Raw genomic sequence first — 6,156 nt, 5'->3', positions numbered from 1 at the left:
AAGTGCCTAAAGCACTTGAAAATGCTGGTTTCGGTGCTCTTGAACTTGGTGGCATTACACCTAAACCACAAGATGGCAATCCTAAACCGCGTATGAGCAGTCCACCGCCTTCTGGATCTGCTCGTCCATCGTCACCGGAATGTCATCGGAATCCCCCGGCAAGAACTCCGGACCGTACGGGGCCACCTGAATAACAAGCTTTTCCTGATTCTCCGGTAGCAGCGAATCGTCGAGAAAATGCATGATCGTCCTTTCTGGATTCTGATCGAATTCGGTTGTGCGGAGCGGGTTTTTACCGCTGCTCCGTGCGGCGACGCTCGAACGCGTCGAACTCTTCGGCAAGAATGGGCACACCGACATTGCATGCATGAATGCCCAGCACACTGGTCAGCTCGAGCACCGCGAGAATCTCCGCACGGGAGACCCCGAGCTCGAGGGCGGCGCGGATATGTCGGCGTACTCCCGGGGAGTACATATGTGTGCACGCGGCGTCGACCGCAATGCTCAACAACTCGACGAACTGTGGAGTCAGTACGCCGCGGTGAATCGGCAGACTACCCATCGACATGAACTGCTCGGTCCATTCCGGATCCCACTCGAACAGCTTGTCCCACAACGGGTTCCAACTATTCCCGGCACGCATGGCATCGACGGTCGGCGTGGGCGGGGACGACGGTGCGGACTCGATTGTCACGGTGGCTCCTGTGATGCGCGGAATGTGATAGCGGTCACGGTATGCGCATCAATTCGGATATGCTTGACTATCTGGGTCAATAAGATTGACAATCCGGGACATACCGAAGGGGTGTGGACATGGCGACGATGGTGCGCAGTGCCGTACTGTCCGGCTATGTCGATCTGGCCTTATCGCTCGGGCTGGATCCGATGCTGCTGCTGCGCTCGGTCGGGATAGGTCCCGCGGGACTCGCCGCCAGCGACACCTGGCTGCCCGGCGAAGCAGTCGACCAACTCCTGGAACGCTCGGCAGCGGAAACGGACTGCATCGACTTCGGGCTACGGCTCGCGCAGCGACGCGACCTGTCCAACCTCGGTCCGGTCGCACTGGTCGCCCGCGAGGAGCCCGATATCCGCAGCGCACTACACATCGTGGTCCGCTATGTCAGCCTGCACAACGAAGCGCTCCGCACTCGGCTGACCGAAACCAACAGCCTGACCACCATCCACATCCAAGCGGCACCGCAGATCTCGATGGGCCGGCAATCCGTAGAACTCGCGATCGGCGCGACCTGCCAGATCCTGCGCGAATTCCTCGGCCACGCCTGGCACCCGGTATCGGTCTGCTTCACCCACGCGGCGCCGGCCGACCCCGACACCCACCTCCGGATTCTCGGTCCGTCAATAGAATTCGACCAGGACTTCGATGGCATCGTCTGCTATTCCCGCGACCTCGACGCCCCGAATCCACTCGCCCACCCCGTACTTCGCCCCTACGCCCGCGAATACCTCAAAACACTGGCTCCGTCGGGCGAATCCACCGCCGACCAGGTGCGCGCCATCATCGAATCGCTGCTCCCGACCCAACACTGCTCGGCCACCACTGTCGCCCAAAAGCTCGGCATGGACCGCCGCACCCTGCATCGACACCTCACCCGCACCGGGGAAACCTTCACCGGCATCCTCGACACCACCCGCCTCGACCTGGCCCACCGCTACCTCACCCAGCGCGACCGCACACTCACCGACATCGCAACCGAACTCGGATTCTCCGAACTCAGCGCCTTCTCCCGATGGTTCCGCCACCACACCGGCACCAGCCCCAGCCGATCCAGAGACCAATAGCCCGCACATGGGCAGTCGATCCAACCCGACGCCACCCTGCAGTGGGTGCGCGGCGATTTCAGCTGCTCGCGCAGTTCAACCAGACCGACCCGGCCGCTGGGCTGGCCGCTGGCCAACTTCCTGTACCAGCCCTGGAAAACACCTGCGGTGGCGGTCAGCTGCAGGTGGCAGCACGACGACTCGGTTCGTGACGTGAACATTGCTGTCGGCGTGGCCTTTTCGGGACGACTACGTGCCATCGCCATCGGTGTCGGCCCACAGCCCGTGAATGTCGCGTTCCCCAGCGCAGGCGACTCCGATGACCACTCGACCTTGCGTCAAAGTCTGTGAACGACAACGACAGTAGGGATACATCGCATCTGTCGGCGTTCACGCGATGTCGGCGGCGAGAGAGGCGGACCAGCATCCTCACCGCCGACATCGATGCGCGGCTAGGCGATCCAAGCGCCGGTCATCGCCTGTACGGCCGAACCGTCGAAATCGGCGAGCTTCATCCCGACGAAAGCGCGCGCGGTGTCCGAAGTAAGCGTTCGGAACGCGGGCCGCTCGCAGGCCAGCAGTTCGACCATCTGCGTCGCCACGTCTTGCGGAGTCTGTGCGTTTGCGAAGGCACCGCGGGTGCGGTCCAGATAGGCCGACAGCGCGGGCGCATACGGACCCACCTGTTCCAGCACAGTGTCCCGGCCAGCCACATTATTGACGAATTCGCTGGCCACCGCTCCCGGCTCGACCACGCTGACGGCCACACCGACCCTCGCCGCCACCGGCGCCAGCGACTCCATAAAGCCTTCGACGGCGAACTTGGCCGCGCAGTAGGCCTCGTTGAACGGCTGGCCCACCACACCGCCCACGCTGGTGACGGTCACCACGCGCCCTTCGCTCGCGCGGAGCAGGGGTAGTGCCGCCTTGGTGACCTGTAGGACGCCGAAGAAGTTGACCTCCATGACGGCGCGCACGTCGTCGATGCTCTCCTGCTCCAGCGTGCCCAGATGACCGGCGCCGGCATTGTTGACCAGCGCGTCGAGGCGGTCGAGCCCGGCCAGGCAGGCCGCGACCGAGCCGGGGTCGGTCACATCCAGCTCCCGGACCTCGACGCTCACACCGGCCGCCTCCGCAGCCGCGCGCAGCGCGCCCGCCTTGGCGGTGTCGCGCATGGTGGCAATGACCTGCCAGCCATTCTCCGCGGCGGCGATGGCGGTGGCCAGGCCGATGCCGGAGGAGGTGCCGGTGATCAGGACGGTCTTGGGGCTCATCTTCGCAAATCCCTCGGTTGATTATGTTACATAACTATTATGATTCATAACTATGTATGGTGACATTACGCGTTGTCAAGCATCTTGGTAGATATGGTTTCCATGTCGAACACTTCGGATGAGCTGGCCAGCGACGTCCTGAGCCTCTTCGCGGCCATCACCCGCCGCTATGCACAAGAATCCGACGCTGCGGCCACCGCCCACGAATTGACCCCGCTCCAGGTCAAGGCGCTGCTCGCCGCCGAAGACCCCGTCCCGATGCGCCGCATCGCCGCCCGCCTGCACGCAGAGCCCTCCAACGTCACAACGATCATCGACCGCCTGGAATCCCGCGGCCTGGTCGAACGGCGGCCGAACCCGGGCGATCGTCGCATCAAACTCGTCGCCGCCACCCCCGCCGGTCGCGCCGCCGCCGCCGACCTCCGCACTCGCATGCCCTTCGCCGCAGACCCACTGGTCCGACTCACCACCGAGCAGCGCGAATCCTTGCGCAAGCTACTGCGACTGGTATTGGAGGCATGACACAACACGCACCCCCGCCCGAGCCGCCCACTACCTTCGCTACGAGCCCGAACAGTCCGGTCTGACGAGGTTCGACGTATCCGCTTGCCAGCTGTCGCCCGGCGGGGTCGTTACGACCTGCTCGATCGCCCGCCTCGGCTGACATGGATTCCGGTCGTAATAAACGGCTTTCGAGGCTGTGGCCGCGCCTCGGCGATCCGGCCGCATGTGCGCGCTCCAGCGGTCAGCCGTCGAAGCCCGAAATTGGGGGTTACCCCGGTCCCACCGGCCACACTGCTGAGGGTTGCGGCCCTGGACATCCCCGAGCATCTGGTCGAGATCGAAGCCACCGCCATCCTGGACCGACCGGATGGCCTCGGCCCGACCTGACGCCGGGGCGCACGGCCATCCGGATTCGGCGCAGGTCATTGCTGATTCAGGTCGACTCCTGGGCCGACCGACCTGCCCGGCGCGCCGATCGTGGCCGGACAGCAAGGCAGACAAGGAATTTCGTCGGCGTCATGGGACTACGACGCGGCAACGCGGGTGTTCGACCGAATTCGAGGCGATCGTGCAGGCGCAGCCGATGCCGGGCCGCCGCTTGAACCGGTCGCGGTCAGGGGGTCAGTAGGGTGTTCACTTCGTCGGCGAACAGCAAAGCGGGATCGAACTCCATGCCGGTGAAATGGCCCGCGAGTTCGAGCGAGAGAACGCCATGGAGGCGGGTCCAAAAAGATATGGCACGGTGCAGCGTCGTGGCCGGCACCGCATGGCCATCGGCCCATCGGCGATGGTTCTCGAGGTGGGCGTCGAACGGCGTCGACTGCTTTGCCGGGGACAGCGCGGAGAATGCCTCGATCAGCACCGTCATGATTTCGGATGAGATCTCGGTGGTGTCCTCGGGTGCGTGGTAGCCGGGGACAGGTGTGCCGTAGATGAGGAAGTACCGCTGCGGGTCCCGCAAGGCCCATTCCCGCACGGTGCAGGCCAGCCCGGCCACGTCGGCACCGGAGTCGAATGTGGCCCGCAGAGCATCGGCAAGGCTTCGGTAGGCGTCGCGGATGAGTGCGGTGATCAACTCGTCGCGACTGGCGAAGTACCGGTAGAGGGCGGGGCCGCTCATACCCACGTGTTTGGCAATCGCGTTGAGCGACAAGCCGGATACGCCCGCCGTGGCGATTTGCGCCCAAGCGTGCTGCTTGATTTCGTCGCACACCTGGGCCCGATAGCGCTCCCGCGAACTGGTCCCAGCCGCTCCCATCAACCGCCTCCGCTCAGGCTCCGCATCCTCTTCGAGTTAGACCTTATCACTTTTTTTATTGACACTCACACCATCTTGGTTATAGCTTCTAACTAAATCGAGTGGTCCTAACTCGAAGGTAGTCGGCCCGAGACCCGAACGAGGAGAGCAACCATGTCCAACACCCAACAAACCCCCCGCCGCCGAGCCGGTGCGCGCACTGCCCTGTTCCTGATCCCACTGGCCGCCGCGGTCGCACTGACCTCCGTCGCCGCGTGCAGCAGCGACAACAACGACACACGCACTGGCAGCACCGGTCAGGCCACAACGACCGGGGACGCCACTCACCCGGCTTCGCTGACCTGCCAAGGGGCAGGCATCGATGACGCCGCGCGGATCCGGTACCGGACCGAGACCCTTATCAAGGCCCCGCTGAGCACCATTTGGGAACTGCAGAGCGACGTGGAACGCTGGCCCTCCTGGCAGCAGCCCGTCACCAGCATGAAGCGTCTGGACCAGGGACCACTGCGGGCGGGCTCGCAGTTCCGGTGGACAACTCCGGTGCCCGCCAGCCCCACCACCCCTGCCACCACCCTGACCATAACTTCCTCCGTCCAGCAAATGCAGCAGAGCAATTGCATCCGCTGGAGCGGACCCGCCATCGGCGACGGACTGCGCATCGACAACGGCATCCACGTCTGGAACTTCACCGAAGTCGACGGCGGTGTGCTGGTGCGCACCGAAGAGAACTGGACCGGCGCACAGGTCGAAGCCGACATACCCACCTCCACCGCCTTCCTCGGAGCAGGCCTCGAAGCCTGGTTGAAAGACCTCAAGACCACCGCCGAAGCCCATCCCTGAGGCCAGTGATCGGCCGCACTCGCGCCGTAGCGACCGACGAGGGTCGGTGCGCATTCCGTGCGGGCCGAAGAGGATGAGAAGTTCGACCACCCTGCCATCGGCGCTGCGGCAGGGATGTGTCGAATTCGGCTGACTCACCGGGCGACAGCGTCAGGTCCGCTCGCCGAGCACAAGCCGCAGGTGACCGCTGAGGATATACAGCCAGGTGCGGCCACTGCGCCATGTCGGAGATGTATCGCCGCCGAAAAGCTCGAGGCCGACTGCGGCGGAGGAGAGTAGCAGCTGTCGCCTATCGAGTACCGAGGATGTCGGACGCGGTGTCGGCGTCATCGTTGTGCGTGGGCTCCACCGTGTGCTCGGGTGTGGCCGTGCGCTGACTCTTTCGGTAGCTGTAGGTAATGCCGACGATCAGGATTGCCAGGAGCGCGGCGGAGGTGCCATAGGTGCCCAGCGCGAGTCCGCCGCTGGCGTGGGGTTTGGACAGCCAGTCGCCCATGGTCG

General features: G+C 64.4%; 8 protein-coding genes and 2 pseudogenes. 5 read left to right on the top strand and 5 right to left on the bottom strand.

The window, feature by feature from the left end; translation table 11 throughout:
- Positions 1–96: 96 nt before the first annotated feature.
- Positions 97–243, bottom strand: a pseudogene (locus tag ABZW16_RS42745) (3-keto-5-aminohexanoate cleavage protein); the annotation flags it as partial.
- 49 nt (positions 244–292) lie between these two features.
- Entirely contained in the window at positions 293–643 is a 351-nt protein-coding gene (locus ABZW16_RS42740) for a carboxymuconolactone decarboxylase family protein (RefSeq protein ID WP_354961879.1), read from the bottom strand.
- 170 nt (positions 644–813) lie between these two features.
- On the opposite strand from ABZW16_RS42740, the gene ABZW16_RS42735 reads away from it, so the two are divergent.
- Together ABZW16_RS42735 and ABZW16_RS42730 are read left to right on the top strand one after the other, a co-directional pair.
- Positions 814–1,800, top strand: coding sequence for an AraC family transcriptional regulator (locus ABZW16_RS42735; RefSeq protein WP_354961878.1), 987 nt, complete (start codon positions 814–816; stop codon positions 1,798–1,800).
- Positions 1,801–1,845: 45 nt separating this feature from the next.
- Entirely contained in the window at positions 1,846–2,130 is a 285-nt protein-coding gene (locus tag ABZW16_RS42730; protein WP_354961877.1) for a hypothetical protein, read from the top strand.
- Positions 2,131–2,231: 101 nt separating this feature from the next.
- On the opposite strand, the gene ABZW16_RS42725 is transcribed toward ABZW16_RS42730, so the two are convergent.
- Positions 2,232–3,053 (bottom strand): SDR family NAD(P)-dependent oxidoreductase, encoded by an 822-nt coding sequence (locus ABZW16_RS42725; protein ID WP_354961876.1) that lies wholly within the window; start codon positions 3,051–3,053, stop codon positions 2,232–2,234.
- A 102-nt stretch (positions 3,054–3,155) separates the two neighbouring features.
- Between ABZW16_RS42725 and ABZW16_RS42720 the strand changes: the two genes are divergently transcribed.
- Complete coding sequence (locus tag ABZW16_RS42720; RefSeq protein WP_354961875.1) at positions 3,156–3,575, top strand: MarR family transcriptional regulator; 420 nt, start codon at positions 3,156–3,158, stop codon at positions 3,573–3,575.
- Positions 3,576–3,818: 243 nt separating this feature from the next.
- The gene (locus tag ABZW16_RS42715; RefSeq protein ID WP_354961874.1) at positions 3,819–3,944 is read left to right on the top strand and encodes a hypothetical protein; all 126 of its coding nucleotides are present in this window, start codon (positions 3,819–3,821) and stop codon (positions 3,942–3,944) included.
- Positions 3,945–4,170: 226 nt separating this feature from the next.
- On the opposite strand, the gene ABZW16_RS42710 is transcribed toward ABZW16_RS42715, so the two are convergent.
- Positions 4,171–4,815, bottom strand: a complete 645-nt coding sequence (locus ABZW16_RS42710; protein ID WP_354961873.1) for a TetR/AcrR family transcriptional regulator — start codon at positions 4,813–4,815, stop codon at positions 4,171–4,173.
- 153 nt (positions 4,816–4,968) lie between these two features.
- Here ABZW16_RS42710 and ABZW16_RS42705 point away from each other — a divergent pair, with 153 nt between their 5' ends.
- Entirely contained in the window at positions 4,969–5,655 is a 687-nt protein-coding gene (locus ABZW16_RS42705) for an SRPBCC family protein (protein ID WP_354961872.1), read from the top strand.
- A gap of 289 nt (positions 5,656–5,944) precedes the next feature.
- Here the strand turns inward: ABZW16_RS42705 and ABZW16_RS42700 are convergent.
- Positions 5,945–6,156: pseudogene (locus ABZW16_RS42700) on the bottom strand (hypothetical protein); the annotation flags it as partial.

Source organism: Nocardia sp. NPDC004604 (genome assembly GCF_040609795.1).
GTDB lineage: Bacteria > Actinomycetota > Actinomycetes > Mycobacteriales > Mycobacteriaceae > Nocardia.
Note: the sequence above shows the minus strand (reverse complement) of the source record. Positions and strands in the feature narration are given on the sequence as shown.